A 19,107-nucleotide genomic window follows, 5' to 3' on the forward strand; every position below is an offset into this window, starting at 1 on the left:
ACGATAATGGCCGCATCTTGTCATTACGACGCTCAGAGCGCGTTAAGGGTTTGCCAACAGGGTATGCCGAAATGGCCCAGCAGTTCTGCGGTTTCGCACAGCGGCAATCCGACCACCGCCGAGTAGCTGCCATTGAGCTGGGCAACAAACACCGCGCCGAGCCCCTGAATGCCATAGCCACCCGCCTTGTCCCGAGGCTCACCGCTGACCCAGTAGGCCGCAGCTTCTTCAGGACCGATGTTGCGAAAACGCACCTGACTGCGCACTACCCTCGACTCGCATCGCTCTCCATCAAGCAGTGCGATGGCTGTCAGAACTTCATGTTCACGTCCGGACAACATCATAAGCATGGCGCACGCGTCAGCTTCGTCCACCGGCTTGCCAAGAATTTTCCCGTCCAGTACCACGGCAGTATCGGCGCCCAGCACGCAACACTCTGCGGCGGACAGGACTGTGCCGCGCCCGGCCTCGGCTTTGCCGCGCGCCAGGCGCTCGACATACGCCGAGGGGGATTCATGAATCAGAGGGGTTTCATCGATGTCCGCGCTGATGGCGGAGAACGGCACACCAATCTGCGTGAGCAGTTCACGGCGACGTGGCGAGCCTGAGGCGAGGTAAAGCTGTTTCATCACGACATCTCCCTGTCCAGTGCCCTGTCTCACAAATGCTGTTCCTTATTGGCGAGACAGGTCACAGGTGCAGGCCAATGCCTGACCGGATTAATTGATTTTGTAGCGTCGACGCAAACCGCGCAAACCGTAGCTGATCCATGGCCAGAGCAAGGCACTGACCAGTGCCGGCAATACCAGCGCCAACGTTGGCTGACGATTGCCGGTCAGGGCACTGAGCCACAATTGAACAAGTTGTGCGAGGCCGAAGATCACCAGGATCACCAGGCTTTGCTGCCACATCGGGAACATCCGCAGGCGCTGTTGCAGCGACAGCACCAGGAAGGTGATGAGCGTCAGGATCAACGCGTTTTGCCCCAGCAAGGTGCCATACAGCACATCTTCAGCAAGGCCCAGGCACCACGCAGTGACCATGCCGACTTTCTGCGGCATCGCCAATGCCCAGAAGGCCAGCAGCAGTGCCAGCCACAAAGGACGGAGAATTTCCATGAACTGCGGCAGCGGTGAAACGCTGAGCAGCATGCCGATGGCAAACGTCAGCCAGACAATCCAGCCATTTCGGGAAGCAGTCGTACCGACCATTATTCTCGTCCCCCAGTGGAAGCCGGCGCGGAGACAGGCGGCTTGGCAGCAGGCTTGGCGGCAGCGGGTGGTTTGGCAGGAGGTTTGGATGCGGCAGGTTTGGCCGGGGTCGGCGCGACCGGTGTGGCCGGTGTGGCCGGTGTGGCCGGTGCGGCCGGTGTTGCGGCAGCCGGTGCTACAGGAGCGGCAGGAGCCGCCACCGCTGCAGGCACAATGGCCGGCTTCGATACGGCGGGAGGAATAACCGGGCCACCACCATACTGATCCAGCGCCTCCTGAGCCTGGGCGGCTTCATTGGCACGCTCTTCGGCCGTACGACCGTCGCTGAACACCAGCAGCAAGTAGCGGCTGCGGTTCAATGCGGCAGTGGGTACGGCGCGAACAATGGCGAAGGGTTGACCGGAGTCGTGAATCACTTCCTTGACCGTCGCTACGGGATAACCCGCCGGGAAGCGCTGACCCAGGCCGGAGCTGACCAGCAGATCACCTTCCTTGATGTCGGCGGTGTCGGCCACGTGACGCAGTTCCAGGCGTTCCGGATTGCCGGTGCCGCTGGCAATCGCCCGCAGACCGTTACGGTTCACTTGCACCGGGATGCTGTGGGTGGTGTCGGTCAGCAGCAGGACGCGGGAGGTGTAGGGCATCAACTCCACCACCTGGCCCATCAGGCCACGGGCGTCGAGCACCGGCTGGCCGAGGACCACACCGTCGCGCTCACCTTTGTTGATGATGATGCGATGGGTGAAGGGGTTGGGGTCCATGCCGATCAACTCGGCGACTTCGACCTTTTCGTTGACCAATGCTGAGGAATTGAGCAACTCGCGCAGCCGAACGTTCTGCTCGGTGAGGGCGGCAAGCTTCTGCATGCGGCCCTGCAACAGCAGGTTTTCAGTCTTGAGTTTTTCGTTTTCGGCGACGAGTTCGGTCCGGCTGCCAAACTGGCTGGCCACACCCTGCCATAACCGCTGTGGCAGGTCGGTGATCCAGTAGGACTGCATCAGTACCAGCGACATTTGGCTACGCACTGGCTTGAACAGTGTGAAGCGGGCATCGACCACCATCAGCGCGACCGATAGCACGACCAGCACCAACAAGCGCACGCCCAGTGAAGGCCCTTTGGTGAAAAGCGGTTTAATAAGCCGCTCCTCCCAGGCAAATGTTTTCTTTATTCATACGGCATCAAACCGGCCTGGATGCAGACTGACAGAAGATAAACGCCAACAGGCAGCACTGCAAAGTGCTGCCTGCGCGCTCAACAGCATAGATGCATGCCAACGATTTACTCGCTGGAAAGCAGGTCCATGGTGTGTTTATCCATCATTTCCAATGCACGGCCGCCGCCGCGAGCAACGCATGTCAGCGGGTCTTCGGCAACGATGACTGGCAGACCGGTTTCCTGGGCCAGCAACTTGTCGAGGTCACGCAGCAAGGCGCCACCACCGGTCAGCACCAGGCCACGCTCGGCGATATCGGAAGCCAGCTCCGGAGGCGATTGCTCCAGCGCGCTTTTAACAGCCTGAACGATGGTAGCCAGAGACTCTTGCAGAGCTTCCAGCACTTCATTCGAATTCAGGGTAAAGGCACGAGGAACGCCTTCTGCCAGGTTGCGACCGCGAACATCAACTTCGCGCACTTCGCCGCCCGGGTAGGCCGTACCGATTTCCTGCTTGATGCGCTCGGCGGTGGATTCGCCGATCAGGCTGCCGTAGTTGCGACGCACGTAAGTGATGATTGCTTCGTCGAAGCGGTCACCGCCAACTCGCACGGATTCAGCGTAAACCACACCGTTCAGGGAGATCAGTGCGATTTCGGTCGTACCACCACCGATGTCGACAACCATCGAACCGCGGGCTTCTTCAACCGGCAAGCCGGCACCGATCGCAGCGGCCATTGGCTCTTCGATCAGGAACACTTCACGAGCACCGGCACCCAGGGCCGATTCACGGATGGCGCGACGCTCAACCTGAGTGGATTTGCATGGAACGCAGATCAACACACGCGGGCTAGGCTGCAGAAAGCTGTTTTCGTGAACCTTGTTAATAAAGTATTGCAGCATCTTTTCGCAGACGCTGAAGTCGGCGATCACGCCGTCTTTCATCGGACGAATGGCAGCAATGTTGCCCGGCGTACGGCCGAGCATGCGCTTGGCCTCGGTGCCAACGGCAACGACACTTTTCTGGTTACCGTGTGTCCGAATGGCCACAACCGATGGCTCATTCAGGACGATTCCGCGCTCGCGCACGTAAATAAGGGTGTTGGCAGTGCCCAGGTCAATGGAGAGATCGCTGGAAAACATGCCACGCAGTTTCTTGAACATGGGGAAAGGACCCTAGGCAACGCGTGGGTAAAAAAGTGCGGCAAACTCTAACAACGACAGGGATTTTGGGCAAGGCGCCAATATGTTAAATTGGCCGCTTTTCTGTGCACCAACCCCCACAATCGCGGCCTTATGACCGTAGAAATGCGGTAGTGTTCCGACAATCTAACACACGGACGCCGTCCGTTCTGTTTTCCACTGGAGATTCCCATGGCGCTTGAACGCTCCGACGTGGAAAAAATCGCTCATCTGGCCTGCCTTGGCCTCAATGATGCCGATCTTCCACACATCACTTCGGCCCTGAACAGCATTCTCGGGCTTGTCGACGAAATGCAGGCGGTCAATACCGACGGTATCGAGCCGCTCGCCCACCCACTGGAAGCCAGCCAGCGCCTGCGTGCAGACGTCGTGACCGAGACCAATCACCGCGAGGCCTATCAGTCCATCGCACCAGCGGTCGAAAACGGCCTGTACCTGGTTCCGAAAGTCATCGACTAAAGGGAAAGAGCCTGCAATGCATCAATTGACTCTGGCCGAGATCGCCCGCGGACTCGCCGATAAAAAGTTTTCCTCCGAAGAGCTGACCAAAGTCCTGCTGGCGCGCATCGCCCAGCTCGATCCGCAGCTCAACAGCTTCATCAGCCTCACCGAAGACCTGGCGCTCCAGCAGGCGAAAGCCGCTGACGCACGCCGGGCCAATGGTGAGAGCGGCGCCCTGCTCGGCGCGCCGATCGCCCACAAAGACCTGTTCTGCACCCAGGGCATCCGCACCAGCTGCGGCTCGAAGATGCTCGATAACTTCAAGGCGCCGTACGACGCCACCGTCGTTGCGAAGCTCGCCGCTGCGGGCGCTGTGACCCTTGGCAAGACCAACATGGACGAATTCGCCATGGGTTCGGCCAACGAGTCCAGCTACTACGGCGCCGTGAAAAACCCGTGGAACCTGGAACACGTGCCCGGCGGCTCGTCCGGTGGTTCGGCAGCTGCCGTGGCCGCCCGTCTGCTACCGGCCGCCACCGCAACCGACACGGGCGGCTCCATTCGTCAGCCAGCCGCGTTTACCAACCTGACAGGCCTGAAACCGACGTACGGTCGTGTTTCGCGCTGGGGCATGATCGCTTATGCCTCCAGTCTCGATCAGGGCGGCCCGCTTGCCCGCACCGCCGAAGACTGCGCGATCCTGCTGCAGGGCATGGCGGGTTTTGACGCCAATGACTCCACCAGCATCGACGAGCCGGTGCCGGATTACAGCGCCAGCCTCAACGAATCGCTCAAAGGCCTGCGCATCGGCGTGCCGAAGGAATACTTCAGCGCCGGTCTCGATCCGCGCATCGCCGAGCTGATCCACAACAGCATCAAGGAGCTGGAAAAGCTCGGTGCCGTGATCAAGGAAATCAGCCTGCCGAACATGCAGCACGCGATCCCTGCGTACTACGTGATCGCCCCGGCAGAAGCGTCCTCCAACCTGTCGCGCTTTGATGGCGTGCGGTTTGGCCATCGCTGCGAAGATCCGAAGAACCTGGAAGACCTTTACAAACGCTCCCGCGGCGAAGGTTTCGGCCCGGAAGTTCAGCGCCGGATCATGGTCGGTGCCTACGCCCTGTCGGCCGGTTACTACGACGCTTACTACCTGAAGGCGCAAAAAATCCGCCGTTTGGTGAAGAACGACTTCATGGCGGCCTTCAATGAGGTCGACATCATCCTCGGCCCAACCACGCCGAACCCGGCCTGGAAGCTCGGCGCCAAGAACAGCGATCCGGTCGCTGCGTACCTGGAAGACGTCTACACCATCACTGCCAACCTTGCCGGTCTGCCGGGCTTGTCCATGCCAGCAGGTTTTGTCGACGGTCTGCCGGTCGGCGTGCAACTGCTCGCTCCGTATTTCCAGGAAGGTCGCCTGTTGAACGTTGCCCACCAGTATCAATTGAATACTGACTGGCACACCCGCACCCCAACCGGCTTCTGAGGAGAAACACATGCAATGGGAAGTCGTGATCGGGCTGGAGATTCACACCCAGCTCACCACCCGGTCGAAAATCTTTTCCGGTAGTTCCACCACGTTCGGTTCCGAGCCGAACACCCAGGCCAGCCTGGTTGACCTCGGCATGCCCGGCGTATTGCCGGTGCTGAACCAGGAAGCGGTGCGCATGGCCGTGATGTTCGGTCTGGCGATTGACGCCGAGATCGGCCAGCACAACGTGTTCGCCCGTAAAAACTACTTCTACCCGGACCTGCCCAAGGGCTACCAGATCAGCCAGATGGAATTGCCGATCGTTGGCAAGGGCCACCTGGACATCGCCCTGGAAGACGGCACGATCAAACGTGTCGGCGTGACCCGTGCGCACCTGGAAGAAGACGCCGGCAAAAGCCTGCACGAAGAATTCAACGGTGCCACCGGCATCGACCTGAACCGTGCCGGCACGCCACTGCTGGAAATCGTTTCCGAGCCGGACATGCGCAGCGCCAAGGAAGCGGTGGCTTACGTCAAGACCATCCACGCACTCGTGCGTTACCTGGGCATCTGCGACGGCAACATGGCCGAAGGCTCGCTGCGTTGCGACTGCAACGTGTCGATCCGTCCGAAGGGCCAGGTTGAATACGGCACCCGCTGCGAGATCAAGAACGTCAACTCGTTCCGCTTCATCGAGAAGGCGATCAACAGTGAAGTGCAGCGTCAGATCGAACTGATCGAAGACGGCGGCAAGGTGATCCAGCAGACCCGTCTGTACGATCCGAACAAGGACGAAACCCGTCCGATGCGCAGCAAAGAGGAAGCCAACGATTACCGTTACTTCCCGGATCCGGACCTGCTGCCGGTGGTGATCGAAAACTCGTTCCTCGATGAGGTGCGCGCCACCCTTCCGGAATTGCCACCGCAGAAACGCGAGCGCTTCCAGGAGCAGTTCGGTCTTTCGGTCTACGACGCCAGCGTTCTGTCCACCAGCCGCGAGCAAGCCGATTACTTCGAGAAGGTCGTGAGCATCGGCGGTGACGCCAAGCTCGCAGCGAACTGGGTGATGGTAGAGCTGGGCAGTTTGCTCAACAAACAGGGCCTGGACATCGATCAGTCGCCGGTTTCGGCCGAGCAACTGGGCGGCATGCTGCTGCGCATCAAGGACAACACCATCTCCGGCAAGATCGCCAAGGTGGTCTTTGAAGCGATGGCCAATGGCGAAGGCAGTGCGGACGAGATCATCGACAAGCGCGGCCTCAAGCAAGTGACCGACAGCGGCGCGATCTCTGCGGTGCTGGACGAAATGCTCGCGGCCAACGCCGAGCAGGTCGAGCAATACCGCGCGGCAGACGAAGCCAAGCGCGGCAAAATGTTCGGCTTCTTCGTCGGCCAGGCCATGAAAGCCTCCAAAGGCAAGGCCAACCCGCAACAGGTCAACGAACTGCTGAAAAGCAAGCTCGAAGGCTGATGAGAATGGAGCCAGCCGTCAAATCTGGCTCCACCCTTGTGGGAGCGAGCTTTTGTGGCGAGGGGACTTGTCCCCGTTGGACTGCGCAGCAGGCCCAAAACCTGAGTTCTCGGTGTGTCAGATACATTGCGAACTCACAGTTTGGGGCCGCTTCGCGACCCAACGGGGACAAGTCCCCTCGCCACGAAGGCTCGCTCCCACATTTGTTTTCGGGAAACCTTGAATGAAGCGTCTGCTCGGCCTTTGCGCCCTCATATCTCTTCTGGCCGGTTGTGCCAGCAACGACATCATTGATCCACACGGCTACGACAAGACCGGTACCGCCTCTTACTACGGCGCCAAACACCAAGGCAAACGCACCGCCAGTGGCGAGCGTTTCAACAAGAACTCCCTGACCGCCGCCCATCGCCAGTTACCCTTTGGCACGCGAGTGAAGGTCACCAACCTGAATAACAACAAGTCCTGCATGGTCCGTATCAACGATCGCGGGCCGCACACGCGTGGGCGCATTATCGACGTGTCGCACGAAGCAGCCGAGCGATTGGGCATGGTGCGCAGCGGCACTGCGCGGGTTCGTGTGCAAGCCCTCGACGACTGACGGAGCGCTGACTATTTTCGGACTTGCCGATTTACCCCTGAGCAGCGTGATTGAATTGCTCAGCGGCCTGTTTCTACTGATCGCCGGCGCCGAACTCATGGTTCGCGCCGCCGTGCGCCTGGCCGCACGCCTGCAAGTGCGACCTCTGATCATTGGTCTCACCATCGTCGCCCTCGGCAGCAGCGCGCCGCAAATGGCGGTCAGCTTGCAAGCCACCTTGGCGCAGAACGCCGATATCGCGGTCGGCAGCGTGATCGGCAGCAGTATTTTCAACATCCTGGTAACCCTTGGCCTGTCGGCGCTGATCATCCCGCTGCGGGTTTCCCGGCAACTGGTGCGGCTGGACATCCCGCTGATGATCGGCGCCAGCCTGTTGGTGTTCGTGCTCGCGTGGAATGAAGAACTGACCCGCGTCGACGGCATGGTGCTGCTGGCAGCCCTGGTGTTGTACCTGGCGTTGCTGCTGCGCCAGTCACGGCACTCGGCGCGCCCGCCATCTCACGACCCGACGCGCCATACGCCATGGATCAGCAGCCTGCTGATGATCGTCGCCGGGCTGGCAATGCTGGTGTACGCCGGCCACTTGCTGTTGGGCGCGGCGGTCGCGGTGGCCACGGATCTTGGGCTGTCGGAGCGAATCATCGGCCTGACGATCGTTGCAGTCAGCACCTCACTGCCGGAGCTGGCGACTTCCTTGATTGCCGCCTTGCGCGGCCAGCGGGAGATCGCCGTGGGTAACGTGATCGGCAGCAATCTGTTCAACCTTCTGGGTGTGCTTGGCGTCACCGCATTGGTCGCGCCGACGCCCTTGTCGGTATCGCCCAATGCCCTGGATTTCGACCTGCCCGTGATGCTCGGCGTCGCGGCGTTGTGCCTGCCCGTGTTTTATTCCGGGTATCGGGTGACGCGCGCCGAAGGCTTGCTGTTTTTGGGTTTGTACCTGGCTTACGGCCTGCATGTGGTGTCGTTCACTACCGGAATGCCGCTGGCTGGCAAGCTCGAACACCTGATGCTGTTTTTCGTCCTGCCGGCGCTGGTGGCGTTTTTGCTGTTCACGTCGCTGCGCGCCTGGCGTCGCCAACACCACAAAAAGGAATCGCCATGACCGACAATAAAAAACCCGGCGTTGAAGTCCGCCGCCAAGTAATGGGCGACGCTTTCGTCGACCGCGCGCTGGGCAATGCCACCGAGTTCAGCCAGCCGCTGCAGGATTTCGTCAACGAGCACGCCTGGGGTGCGGTCTGGAACCGTGAAGGCTTGCCACTGAAAACCCGCAGCCTGATCACCCTCGCCGCATTGACGTCGTTGAAGTGTCCGCAGGAATTGAAAGGCCACGTGCGCGGTGCGCTGAACAACGGCTGCACCGTGGAGGAGATTCGTGAAACGCTGCTGCATTGTGCGGTGTATGCCGGAGCACCGGCGGCCATCGATGCGTTCCGGGCGGCGCAGGAAGTAATTGATACCTACCAGAAACCGGCGTAATAGCCTGGCTTTTGCAGTGACAGTGAGATCGCTATCGCGGGCAAGCCCGCTCCCACAGGGTTCTGCTTTGTTGCACACATTGCATGTACACCAAATACCTTTGTGGGAGCGGACTTGCCCGCGATGAGGCCCTGGAGAACGCCCCTGCTCTCGAGGTTAAATCCACCCACCCCACTGCAACAGGAAAATCCCGAGATTGGTGGTAACCGCCGCCATCAGCGTAGTAATCACGATAATCGCCGCGGCCAGTTCATGATTACCATTGGCCGCCCGGGCCATGACAAAACTGGCTGCAGCGGTCGGGCTGCCGAAGTACAGAAACAGAATCCCCAACTCCGCCCCGCGAAATCCCCACAACCACGCACCTAGCGTCGCCAGCACCGGCAGGCCGATCATCTTCACCAGGCTTGAACTGAGCGCCATGTTTCCGCTTTTACGCAGTGATGCCAGCGACAGCGTGCCGCCGATGCAGATCAGAGCCAGCGGCAAGGTGGTTTGCGCAAGGTACTGACCGGACGTTTCCAGCCATCCCGGCAAGCCGATCTTGAAATACGCAAAGGGGGCCGCCGCAATCACACTGATGATCAGCGGATTGACCATCACGCTCTTGCAGATGCTCCAAGGGTCGGACTTGATCACCGGGCTGTACACCGCCAGCACAATGGTCGAAAGCGTGTTGTAAAACAGGATTACCAGCGCGGCGAGGATCGCCCCGAGGGAAATCCCGTAATCGCCGTACATGCTCGCTGCCAGCGCCAGCCCGATCACTCCATTGTTTCCGCGAAACGCGCCCTGGGTGTAAATCCCGCGATCCTCACGCGGGCACTTCAAGATCGCCCAGCCCCAGGCGATGGCGAAACACGCCAGGGTCGCGACCGAGAAATAGATCAGCAGCGCCGGCTGCAAAGCGGCGTGCAGGTCGGCATGCAAGATGCCCAGAAACAACAACGCCGGCATGGTGACGTTGAACACCAGAGCCGACGCGGTATGAATGAAGTTGTCGTTGATCCAGTCGATGCGCTTGAGCAGCACACCCAGAAACAGCATGGCAAACACCGGCGCGGTGATGTTCAGGGTTTCGAGGAAGATTGCCAGCATGCCGGGGTATACCTTGGTGGGCGTCGTTAGGGGGCTAATGATAAGCCACTTTCGCCCTGATCGTTCCCATGCTCTGCGGGGGAATACCTCAGTGGACGCTCCGCGTCTGCTCTGAAAGGGACGCGGAGCGTCCCGGGCTGCTTTCCCACGCAGAGCGTGGGAACGATCGTCGGCGTCTGGTAGATCCATCGCCAGCAAGCTAGCTCCCACGGGGGATCTTCTTTGTTGCACACACTGTGTGAACACCGAAGATCACTGTGGGAGCCAGCCTGCTGGCGATGAACGAAAACGCGGTATCAGGTGATCGGCGCCGGGTTGAACAAGGTGATGTCGTTATGCAGCTTGTGCTTTTCAGCCCATGTCTGTTTCTTGCCACTGGCCACGTCCAGGTAGTAGTGGAACAACTCCCAGCCAAGGTCCTCGATCGACGCCCGCCCGGTTGCAATTCGCCCGGCATCGATGTCGATCAAATCCGGCCAGCGTTGCGCCAGTTCAGTCCGGGTCGACACCTTGACCACCGGCGCCATGGCCAACCCATACGGCGTGCCGCGTCCGGTGGTGAACACATGCAGGTTCATACCGGCCGCCAACTGCAACGTCCCGCAAACGAAATCGCTGGCGGGTGTCGCGCAGAAGATCAGGCCTTTGCGCTTGAAGCGTTCGCCAGGGCCGAGCACGCCATTGATCGCGCTGCTGCCGGATTTGACGATAGAGCCCAGTGACTTCTCGACAATGTTCGACAACCCGCCCTTCTTGTTCCCCGGCGTGGTATTGGCGCTGCGATCCGCTTCTCCCTTAGCCAGGTAACGGTCGTACCAATCCATTTCCCGCACCAGTTCCTGAGCCACCTCCCGGTTTTCCGCTCGGGAGGTCAGCAGGTAAATCGCGTCGCGCACTTCGGTGACTTCGGAGAACATCACCGTCGCACCCGCACGCAGCAACAGGTCCGAGGCATAACCCAGCGCCGGGTTGGCAGTGATGCCGGAAAACGCATCGCTACCGCCGCACTGCATCCCCAGAATCAGCTCGGACGCTGGCACGGTTTCCCGGCGACGCTGATCGAGCTTCTTCAAACGCGTCTCGGCCAGCGCCATGATCTGCTCGATCATCTCGGTGAAACCGTGACTCGAATCCTGCAAGCGGTAAAGCCACGGATCGCTCAGATCCACGGAGCTGTCGTTCTCGTGCATCACCTGCCCGGCCTGCAATTTCTCGCAGCCCAGACTGATCACCAAGGCTTCGCCGCCCAGGTTCGGGTTTCGCGCCAGATTGCGCACGGTGCGGATCGGGATGTAGGCGTCGGTGGCCGTAATTGCCACGCCGCAGCCGTAACTGTGGGTCAGCGCGACCACGTCATCGACGTTCGGATAAAGCGGCAGCAATTCATCCTTGATGCGCTTGACCGCATGGTCCAGCACCCCGGTGACACACTGAACAGTCGTGGTAATACCCAGAATATTGCGCGTGCCGACGGTGCCGTCCGCGTTGCGATAACCCTCGAACGTAAAGCCTTCCAGCGGTGCCTGCGCCGCCGGCACTTCGGTGGACAGCGGCAGGCTGTCCAGCGGCGGTGCGGTGGGCATGCGCAGTTGATCTTCCTTGACCCAGCTACCCCGAGGAATCGGCAACAGTGCATAACCGATGGTCTGCCCGTAACGAATCACCTGGCCGCCCTCGGGAATGTCTTCCAGAGTGACCTTATGGCTCTGTGGCACGAAGTCCACGGTGACCAGGCCGTCGGGAAATTCCGTGCCGGCCGGCACGCCCTGGTCATTGACCACGATCACGACGTTGTCCCGCTCGTGCAGGCGGATGTAGCGCGGCGAGTCGGAATGTTCAATCAACTGCATGACGCCGCTCCTCAGGAATGCGCTTGAGACAATTTGTTGTGTGTTTCGGGTCCGCTGACTGGCGGCTCTTTGAGCACCACACGCTTGATCGGGCCGACGATCACCAGGTAGCTGAACACCGCGACCAGGGCGTTGCAACCGACAAACACCAGCGCCCATTTGAACGATCCGGTGGAGCTGATGATGTAGCCGATGACTATCGGGGTGGTGATCGACGCGATGTTGCCGAAGGTGTTGAACAAGCCACCGCTGAGACCGGCGATCTGTTTGGGCGAGGTGTCAGACACCACGGCCCAGCCCAGCGCACCCACGCCTTTACCGAAGAACGCCAGCGCCATGAAGCCGACAACCATCCATTCAACGTCAACGTAGTTGCAGGCCACGATGCTGCTCGAAACCAGCAAGCCAGCGATGATTGGCGCCTTGCGGGCGAAGGTCAGGGAGTGGCCTTTGCGCAGCAGGTAGTCGGAAATCACCCCGCCGAGCACGCCACCGATAAAGCCGCAGATGGCTGGCAACGAGGCAATGAAACCGGCCTTGAGAATGGTCATGCCACGCTCCTGCACCAGGTACACCGGGAACCAGGTCAGGAAGAAGTAGGTGATGCCGTTGATGCAGTACTGGCCCAGATACACGCCGAGCATCATGCGGTTGGTCAGCAGCTGACGGATGTAGTCCCATTTCGGGCCGTCGACTTTTTTGCCTTTGCCCTTGTCCTGGTCCTGGTCCATGTCGACCATGCCGCCGTTGTCGGCGATGTGCTTGAACTCGGCTTCGTTGATCATCGGGTGTTGGCGCGGGCTGTGGATAACCTTCAGCCAGATACCCGAGAAGATGATGCCGATCACGCCCATGACGATAAACACGTGCTCCCAGCCGAAGGAGTAAACGATCCAGCCCATCAGCGGTGCGAACAGCACGGTGGCGAAATATTGCGCCGAGTTGAAGATCGCCGAGGCGGTGCCGCGTTCAGCGGTCGGGAACCAGGCCGCGACGATGCGCGCGTTGCCGGGGAAGGACGGCGCTTCGGCCAGGCCCACCAGGAAGCGCAGCATGAACAGCGCAACGATCGCCGTGGACATGCCGAATTCACCGACGTAGCCCTGTAGCACCGTGAACAGCGACCAGGTGAAAATGCTCAGTGCATACACTTTTTTCGAGCCGAAACGGTCCAGCAGCCAGCCACCGGGGATTTGCCCGGCCACGTAGGCCCAACCGAATGCGGAGAAGATATAACCGAGTGTGACCGCGTCGATGCCGAGGTCTTTTTGCAGGCTGGAGCCCGCGATGGCGATAGTAGCCCGGTCGGCGTAGTTGATCGTGGTCACCAGGAAAAGCATGAGCAAAATCAAATAGCGGACATGGGTCGGCTTGGTCGCTTGCATGTAGATGTACTCCCACTGATTATTTTTATGCGCGGGTGAATCTTTGGTTCTTGTAGGAGTGAGCCTGCTCGCGATGGAGGTCAACGATGACGCGGGGCATCAAGTTTACCGCCGCGACCTCAAGACCATCGCGAGCAGGCTCGCTCCTACAGGGGTAATGCGTTTACGAGCCGATGTAGCTGGTCTTCACGACCGTGTAGAACTCTTGTGCGTAGCGACCTTGCTCGCGGGATCCATAGGATGAACCTTTACGCCCACCGAACGGAACGTGGTAATCCACGCCTGCCGTCGGAAGGTTGACCATCACCATCCCGGCCTGGGAGTGGCGCTTGAAGTGGTTGGCGTACTTCAGCGACGTGGTGGCGATGCCCGCCGACAGACCGAATTCGGTGTCGTTGGCCATGGCCAGTGCAGCCTCGTAGTCCGCGACGCGAACGATGTTGGCCACCGGGCCGAAGATCTCTTCGCGGCTGATACGCATCGCGGCTTCACTGTCGGCAAACAGCGTGGGCGCGAGGTAATAGCCTTCGGTTTCGCAAGTCACCAAACCACCACCGCTGACCAGACGTGCACCTTCGGACTGGCCGATGTCGATGTACTTCAAATCCTGTTCAAGCTGAGCCTGCGAAACCACCGGACCAATGTCGGTACCGGTTTTCAGCGCGTGACCGACCTTGATCGATTTCATGCGCTCGGCCATGGCTTCAACGAACTGGTCGTGAATACCAGCAGTGACAATGAAGCGGCTCGATGCGGTGCAACGCTGGCCGGTCGAGTAGAACGCGCTCTGTACCGACAGTTCGACCGCTTGCTTGAGGTCGGCATCGTCGAGAATGATCTGCGGGTTCTTGCCACCCATTTCCAGCTGAACCTTGGCCTGGCGCGACACGCAGCTGACGGCGATCTGACGGCCGACACCCACGGAACCGGTGAAGCTGATGCCGTCGACTTTCGGGCTCTGCACCAGCGCATCACCGACCACTCGACCGCTGCCCATCACCAGGTTGAACACGCCGGCCGGGAAGCCTGCGCGGGAGATGATTTCAGCCAGCGCCCAGGCGCAACCCGGTACCAGGTCCGCCGGTTTCAGCACGACGCAGTTACCGTAAGCCAGGGCCGGGGCGATTTTCCACGCCGGGATCGCAATCGGGAAGTTCCACGGGGTGATCAGACCGACCACGCCCAGGGCTTCGCGAGTCACTTCAACGTTGACGCCTGGACGCACCGACGGCAAATAGTCGCCGGACAGGCGCAGGCATTCACCGGCGAAAAATTTGAAAATGTTGCCGGCACGAGTCACTTCACCGATGGCTTCAGGCAGGGTCTTGCCCTCCTCCCGAGCCAACAAGGTGCCGAGCTCTTCACGACGGGCGAGGATCTCGCTGCCGACTTTATCCAGGGAATCGTGACGGGCCTGAATACCCGAAGTGGACCAGGCCGGAAACGCTGCACGGGCGGCGTCGATGGCGGCATGGACTTGAGCCAGGTCAGCTTTGGCGTAGTCGCCAATGGTGTCGGTCAGTTCGGACGGGTTGATGTTGGCGGAATAATCGCCACCGGCAACCCATTCGCCGTTGATGTAGTTATCGAAACGCTTTGCATCTGCCACTGTTCTATCTCCTCACGCAAAAGGCCGCTGATTACTCAGCGGCCTTGCTTAGTCGGTTGTTATTGCGCGCCCTGCTTGTCGATCAGTGCGGCCAGAGCTTCGTACTCTTCTGGCAGCAGATCGGTCAGCGGTGCACGCACAGGACCTGCGTCGTAGCCGACAATTTTTGCCCCGGCCTTGACGATGCTCACCGCGTAGCCGGCTTTGCGGTTACGGATGTCCAGGTAGGGCAGGAAGAAGTCGTCGATGATCTTGCCAACGGTGGCGTGATCTTCGCGGGCGATGGCGTGGTAGAAATCCATCGCGGTTTTCGGGATGAAATTGAACACCGCCGAGGAGTAGACCGGCACACCCAGCGCCTTGTAGGCAGCGGCGTAGACTTCGGCGGTCGGCAAACCGCCCAGGTAGCTGAAGCGATCACCGAGGCGGCGACGGATCGACACCATCAACTCGATATCACCCAGGCCATCTTTGTAGCCGATCAGGTTCGGGCAGCGCTCGGCCAGACGTTCCAGCAGCGGAGCGGTCAGGCGGCACACGTTGCGGTTGTAGACCACGACGCCAATTTTGACCGATTTGCACACGGCTTCAACGTGGGCGGCAACGCCGTCCTGGCTGGCTTCAGTGAGGTAGTGCGGCAGCAGCAACAGGCCTTTGGCGCCCAGACGCTCGGCTTCCTGTGCGTATTCGATGGCTTGACGGGTCGAACCCCCAACACCGGCCAGAATCGGTACGCTGGTTTCGCAGGTATCGACGGCGGTCTTGATGATTTCCGAATACTCGCTGGCCGCCAGAGAGAAGAACTCACCGGTGCCGCCTGCGGCGAACAGAGCCGAGGCGCCGTATGGGGCCAGCCATTCGAGACGCTTGATGTAGCCAGCTCGATGGAAATCGCCCTGGGCATTGAAATCGGTTACCGGGAAAGACAGCAGGCCGGAGGAGAGGATGGACTTCAGTTCTTGTGGATTCATTATTCGAACACCCTGAGTAGCGACGTCTAAGTTGTTGGGAAAACCGTTCAGCCTTCGCCGAGTTGTAGGTCATCGTACAACTTAAAATATAATCGTCAACTGCATTTCATCGCTGCCGGGTGAAAATTGTTCGACAAAAAAGGCTACGACTTAGATTTTTAGCCGGTTTCGGCGCAGAGAGGACCGGTCCGAGCGACGTAATAAAAGATCGTTTCAGAGATACGTTGTCGGAAGATGTGGAGGTTTTAGTTTATGGCTTATGGCCCTATCGCGAGCAGGCTCGCTCCTACAGGGATCTTCAGTGTGGCGAGATCTACTGTAGGAGCGAGCCTGCTCGCGATAGCGGTAATTCAGACGATGAATGACACGGACAGATTACCTATCCGCGCTGCGCCTCAGCTTCTTCATGGGCATGGCGCAGCCGCTCACGGCTATTGGTCAGGTGCAGACGCATCGCCGCCCGCGCCGCATCGCAATCCTGGCGGGCAATTGCGTCGTAGATCTCTTCGTGTTCACGACTCAACCGACTCATGTAGTGCTGCTGGTCGTCATGGGCCAACCGCGCGGAGTTGAGGCGTGTTCGCGGAATGATGCTGGTGCCCAGGTGCGTCATGATGTCGGTGAAGTAGCGGTTGCCGGTGGACAGGGCGATCTCGAGGTGAAAGGCGAAATCCGAGGCGACTGCGTCACTGGCGTGGGATGCGCTTTCGTTGAGCGCATCGAGGGCGGCACGCATGGTTGCCAGTTGCTCGGGGCTGCGACGTTGTGCAGCGAGGCCGGCGGACTCCACTTCGAGGCTGATGCGCAGTTCCAGAATCGCCAGCACGTCACGCAAGGTCACCACGGTTGCCGGGTCGATGCGGAAACCGCTCGGGCTCGGTGTGTCCAGCACGAAGGTGCCGATGCCGTGGCGGGTTTCCACCTGCCCTGCTGCCTGCAAACGGGAAATCGCTTCGCGCACCACGGTGCGGCTGACGCCATGGGCATCCATGATCGCCGACTCGGTGGGCAATTTGTCGCCACGCTTGAGGTGCCCGTCGCGGATCTGCTCGGACAGCACCGTCACCAGTTCCTGTGCGAGGCTGCGGCGCTTGCGAGGGAGGCGTGGTGCGTCGATCGGATTTTCCATGGTGTGCATCGGTCTCGAAAATTTCGGCTGAAACCGCATCATAGCTCAACGCGGTTGTACGATCACCTAGCCCCTTTGGGAGCAACCGTGGTGAGGGGATTTATCCCCGTTCGGCGGCGAAGCCGTCGCAGAACCGCAGCCCTCGGTGTAACTGATACACCGAGGAAGCTGATTTGCGACGGCTTCGCCGCCGAACGGGGATAAATCCCCTCGCCACAAGATCCACCCAAAGGCAGGGCGGAGGAATTTACGCCGTTACGGGCTGTTCATTGAGGTGCCCATTTTCGATACGCACATGCCGTGGGTGGAAGCGCTTCAGGCTGCTGCGATGCCCGACGCTGACGATGCTCAGGCCCGGTATCTCGTCAATCAACGCCTGATGCATCGACGCTTCGTCCTCTTCGTCCATTGCCGACGTCGCTTCGTCCATATAGAGCCACTGCGGCGCGTAGAGCAGCGCTCGGGCAAATGCCAGGCGTTGCTGTTCGCCCGGAGACAGCATGCGCTGCCAGTGATTGGCTTCATCCAGACGGGAAATCAGATGCGGCAAACGACAGACTTCCAGCACGTGTGCGTAACGCTCATCCGGATAGGTATCACCCGTCTGTGGATAACTGAGCGCTTCACGCAGGGTGCCAATCGGCAGATAAGGTTTTTGCGGCAGGAACAGATAGCGCGCCGTTGGCAGACGAATGCTGCCATGGCCCGCTGGCCACAAATGCCCCATCGCTCGCAGCAACGTCGATTTACCACTGCCGGAGCGGCCGCTGATCATCACGCGGTCACCCTCTTCCACTGTCATATCGGCGCTGGTCAGCAGATGACGGCCGTCAGCGAGATCGAGGCCAAGGTTGTGCACTTTCAACACCGAGCCCGCGTTCTGCACATCGATCGCCGGTGGGCGCTGCTCGTTGTCAGTCATGGCCTGGCGGAAGCTCAACAGACGATCACAGGTCGCGCGCCAGGAGGCGAGGCTCTGATACGCGTTGATAAACCAGCTGAAACTCTCTTGCACGTTGCCAAACGCCGAGCTGATCTGCATCAGCTCACCGAGTTCGATCTTGCCGGCGAAGTAACGCGGCGCGGCCACCATGAAGGGAAAGATAATCGCCGCCTGGCTGTAACCGGCCGTGAAGAACGTCAGGCGCTTGGACACCTTCATGATGTCCCAGAAGTTGTGCCAGACCATCCCGAAGCGGTGGCTCAGGCGACGATTCTCGTTGGGCTCGCCGTTGTAGAGCGCGATACTTTCCGCATTCTCGCGCACTCGCACCATGGAGAAGCGAAGGTCGGCTTCGAAGCGTTGTTGTTTGTTGTTCAGGCCGATCAAGCGGCGACCGATCAAGTGCGTCAGCCGGCTGCCGATCACGGCGTAGACCAGCACACACCAGAACATATAGCCGGGAATGGTGAAGCCGTAGACTTCAATACTGCCCGACACGCCCCACAGAATGATCGAAAACGACACCAGACTGACGACGTTGCGCAGCAAACCAATGCCCAGTTCCAGGGTGTTGGAGGTGAAGTTGTTGAGGTCTTCGGAAATTCGCTGGTCCGGGTTATCGGTGTAACCGCCCTGCTCCAGGTGGTAGTAATTTTTGTTGCCGAGCCAGCGGGCAAAATGCTTTTCGGTCAGCCAGGCCCGCCAGCGGATGGTCAGCATCTGCGTCAGGTATAGCCGGTAAACCGCGCCAACAATCGCCACTGCCGCAATCGCGCAGAAATACAGAATCAGCTGCCAGAACGCGGCTTCATCCTTCTTTTGCAGGGCGTTGTAAAAATCCTTGTACCAGGTGTTGAACCACACCGAGATCCCCACGCTGATTAGCGACAGCGCAATCACCGCGATCAGCAGCGTCCACGCTTTGACCTTCTCTTCACTGTGCCAATAAGGCGTGATCATTGCCCAGACTTTGCGAAAAAACTGCCCGTGCACGGCATCGTTGACCGCGGAATATTCAGCGTTCTGATTCATGGAAAAGGCTCATTGGAGAAAAGAACACACACGAACCGATCATAGATGATCAGCTCGTGT

At 59.8% G+C, this 19,107-nt stretch carries 17 protein-coding genes; 6 read left to right on the top strand and 11 right to left on the bottom strand.

Going from position 1 to position 19,107, the window contains the following annotated elements; translation table 11 throughout:
• Window positions 1-32 precede the first annotated feature (32 nt).
• The 4 genes from AC3ZVB_RS11650 to mreB all read right to left on the bottom strand — a co-directional run bounded on the left by AC3ZVB_RS11650 (window position 33) and on the right by mreB (window position 3,528).
• Window positions 33-629 (bottom strand): Maf family protein, encoded by a 597-nt coding sequence (locus tag AC3ZVB_RS11650; protein ID WP_490146596.1) that lies wholly within the window; start codon window positions 627-629, stop codon window positions 33-35.
• Window positions 630-719: 90 nt separating this feature from the next.
• Window positions 720-1,211: a rod shape-determining protein MreD gene (gene mreD / locus AC3ZVB_RS11655; protein ID WP_045061471.1), complete on the bottom strand. Its 492-nt coding sequence runs from the start codon at window positions 1,209-1,211 to the stop codon at window positions 720-722.
• Window positions 1,211-2,347 (bottom strand): rod shape-determining protein MreC, encoded by a 1,137-nt coding sequence (gene mreC, locus AC3ZVB_RS11660; RefSeq protein WP_490146652.1) that lies wholly within the window; start codon window positions 2,345-2,347, stop codon window positions 1,211-1,213. Before mreC ends, mreD begins: the two co-directional genes overlap by 1 nt.
• 143 nt (window positions 2,348-2,490) lie before the next feature.
• Complete coding sequence (gene mreB, locus AC3ZVB_RS11665; protein ID WP_002555108.1) at window positions 2,491-3,528, bottom strand: rod shape-determining protein MreB; 1,038 nt, start codon at window positions 3,526-3,528, stop codon at window positions 2,491-2,493.
• 210 nt (window positions 3,529-3,738) lie between these two features.
• Here mreB and gatC point away from each other — a divergent pair, with 210 nt between their 5' ends.
• From gatC to AC3ZVB_RS11695, 6 genes are all read left to right on the top strand, one after another.
• Complete coding sequence (gatC, locus tag AC3ZVB_RS11670; protein ID WP_007901429.1) at window positions 3,739-4,026, top strand: Asp-tRNA(Asn)/Glu-tRNA(Gln) amidotransferase subunit GatC; 288 nt, start codon at window positions 3,739-3,741, stop codon at window positions 4,024-4,026.
• 16 nt (window positions 4,027-4,042) lie between these two features.
• Complete coding sequence (gene gatA / locus AC3ZVB_RS11675) at window positions 4,043-5,494, top strand: Asp-tRNA(Asn)/Glu-tRNA(Gln) amidotransferase subunit GatA (RefSeq protein WP_162440084.1); 1,452 nt, start codon at window positions 4,043-4,045, stop codon at window positions 5,492-5,494.
• A 10-nt stretch (window positions 5,495-5,504) separates the two neighbouring features.
• Window positions 5,505-6,950 carry an Asp-tRNA(Asn)/Glu-tRNA(Gln) amidotransferase subunit GatB gene (gene gatB, locus AC3ZVB_RS11680; RefSeq protein WP_162440083.1) on the top strand — a complete coding sequence of 482 codons (1,446 nt, stop codon included), beginning with the start codon at window positions 5,505-5,507 and terminating at the stop codon, window positions 6,948-6,950.
• A 223-nt stretch (window positions 6,951-7,173) separates the two neighbouring features.
• Entirely contained in the window at window positions 7,174-7,548 is a 375-nt protein-coding gene (locus AC3ZVB_RS11685) for a septal ring lytic transglycosylase RlpA family protein (RefSeq protein ID WP_490146597.1), read from the top strand.
• Window positions 7,549-7,594: 46 nt separating this feature from the next.
• Window positions 7,595-8,653 carry a calcium/sodium antiporter gene (locus AC3ZVB_RS11690; RefSeq protein ID WP_162440081.1) on the top strand — a complete coding sequence of 353 codons (1,059 nt, stop codon included), beginning with the start codon at window positions 7,595-7,597 and terminating at the stop codon, window positions 8,651-8,653.
• A complete protein-coding gene (locus AC3ZVB_RS11695) occupies window positions 8,650-9,030 on the top strand; it encodes a carboxymuconolactone decarboxylase family protein (RefSeq protein WP_162440080.1) in 381 nt (126 codons plus the stop codon). Before AC3ZVB_RS11690 ends, AC3ZVB_RS11695 begins: the two co-directional genes overlap by 4 nt.
• A 156-nt stretch (window positions 9,031-9,186) precedes the next feature.
• Here AC3ZVB_RS11695 and AC3ZVB_RS11700 read toward each other — a convergent pair whose 3' ends face one another.
• The 7 genes from AC3ZVB_RS11700 to AC3ZVB_RS11730 form a co-directional block, all read right to left on the bottom strand.
• Entirely contained in the window at window positions 9,187-10,128 is a 942-nt protein-coding gene (locus AC3ZVB_RS11700) for an AEC family transporter (protein ID WP_162440079.1), read from the bottom strand.
• Window positions 10,129-10,424: 296 nt separating this feature from the next.
• Window positions 10,425-11,978, bottom strand: a complete 1,554-nt coding sequence (gene garD / locus AC3ZVB_RS11705) for a galactarate dehydratase (protein ID WP_194691412.1) — start codon at window positions 11,976-11,978, stop codon at window positions 10,425-10,427.
• An 11-nt stretch (window positions 11,979-11,989) separates the two neighbouring features.
• A complete protein-coding gene (locus AC3ZVB_RS11710; protein WP_490146598.1) occupies window positions 11,990-13,447 on the bottom strand; it encodes an MFS transporter in 1,458 nt (485 codons plus the stop codon).
• Window positions 13,448-13,526: 79 nt separating this feature from the next.
• Window positions 13,527-14,972, bottom strand: a complete 1,446-nt coding sequence (locus AC3ZVB_RS11715) for an aldehyde dehydrogenase family protein (RefSeq protein ID WP_162440076.1) — start codon at window positions 14,970-14,972, stop codon at window positions 13,527-13,529.
• A 59-nt stretch (window positions 14,973-15,031) separates the two neighbouring features.
• Window positions 15,032-15,943 (bottom strand): 5-dehydro-4-deoxyglucarate dehydratase, encoded by a 912-nt coding sequence (gene kdgD, locus AC3ZVB_RS11720; protein ID WP_008148911.1) that lies wholly within the window; start codon window positions 15,941-15,943, stop codon window positions 15,032-15,034.
• 379 nt (window positions 15,944-16,322) lie between these two features.
• Window positions 16,323-17,072, bottom strand: coding sequence for a FadR/GntR family transcriptional regulator (locus AC3ZVB_RS11725; protein WP_490146599.1), 750 nt, complete (start codon window positions 17,070-17,072; stop codon window positions 16,323-16,325).
• A gap of 247 nt (window positions 17,073-17,319) precedes the next feature.
• On the bottom strand, window positions 17,320-19,047 hold the full coding sequence (locus tag AC3ZVB_RS11730) for an ABC transporter ATP-binding protein/permease (protein ID WP_490146600.1): 1,728 nt from the start codon (window positions 19,045-19,047) through the stop codon (window positions 17,320-17,322).
• Between the last annotated feature and the right edge of the window lie 60 nt (window positions 19,048-19,107).

It is taken from the genome of Pseudomonas sp. MDV22-iso1, assembly GCF_058145095.1.